1 pseudogene is annotated in these 1,050 nt (G+C 43.9%); it reads left to right on the forward strand.

Going from position 1 to position 1,050, the window contains the following annotated elements:
* Positions 1 to 69 precede the first annotated feature (69 nt).
* Positions 70 to 1,050 (forward strand): annotated as a pseudogene (locus HMPREF3144_RS11860) (IS3 family transposase); the annotation flags it as partial.

A 1,050-nucleotide genomic window follows, 5' to 3' on the forward strand; every position in this document is an offset into this window, starting at 1 on the left:
TGATCCTAGTCAGAAAAGTAGACAAACACTCCCTCTAAAGCGTATGCTTATTTCACAGGAGAAATTAACATGCCCAAACGCTTTAGTCCAGAATTTAAACAACAAGCTGTTAGCTATGCCTTAGCTAATAGCGACCAATCTATTGCCGCACTTGCCAATCATTTAGGCATTGGCGAATCTACCTTAGACCGTTGGATACGGCAGCAACAAGGCGGAACAAGTAAACGTCCTTTAAGCCCTGAGCAAGAGCGCATTCGTCAGCTTGAAAAAGAGAATCTTGAACTGAAACAGGCAAATGAAATCTTAAAAAAGGCGCACGTGTACTTTGTCAAAAATCCAAGTCGCTAAAGTACACGTTTATTCTGGAGAACTTGGAATGCTATCCTTTAGCTATCCTTTGCCGAACCTTATCGGTCAGTTGCTCAGGCTTCTATGCCTGGCGTAAGCGTTCTACACAGCCTTGTGCCTTAAAGCTGGCGTTACATCGTGAGTTTTTAAAGCACAAAGGGCGCGTAGGCGCACCAAGCTTAGTTCAGGACATGCGCGAACAAGGCTTTTAGGTGTCTGAGCGTACTATCGGACGTTAACTGCAAGAGGCGAATTTACGCTGCAAAGTGGCACGTAAATTCAAGAGAACTACGGACTCTAATCACCGCCTTCCTGTGGTGACGAACCATTTAAATCGGCAGTTTACGGTAAGTGCTCCTAATAAAGTCTGGGTTACCAATATTACTTATTTAAGAACTCAGGAAGGATGGCTCTATCTTTGTGTCATGTTAGATTTATTTAGTCGTCGTATTGTGGGTTGGACAACAAGCTCGCGAATTGATCGTCAATTAGTCAATGAGAGTTTGCGTATGGCTATGCTTCAACAAGGATGCCCACGAGACGTATTGATTCACTCCGATCAAGGGAGTCAATATTGCAGTGCTGACTTTAGAGCCTTAACGTTAACGTATGGCGCCACACAAAGCATGAGTCGTCGAGGTAACTGTTGCGATAATGCTGTGGCAGAAAGCTTCTTCCATACCCTAAAAGCACATATTATTC

The sequence above is a fragment of the Oligella sp. HMSC05A10 genome (assembly GCF_001808335.1).
Taxonomy (GTDB): domain Bacteria; phylum Pseudomonadota; class Gammaproteobacteria; order Burkholderiales; family Burkholderiaceae_B; genus Oligella; species Oligella urethralis.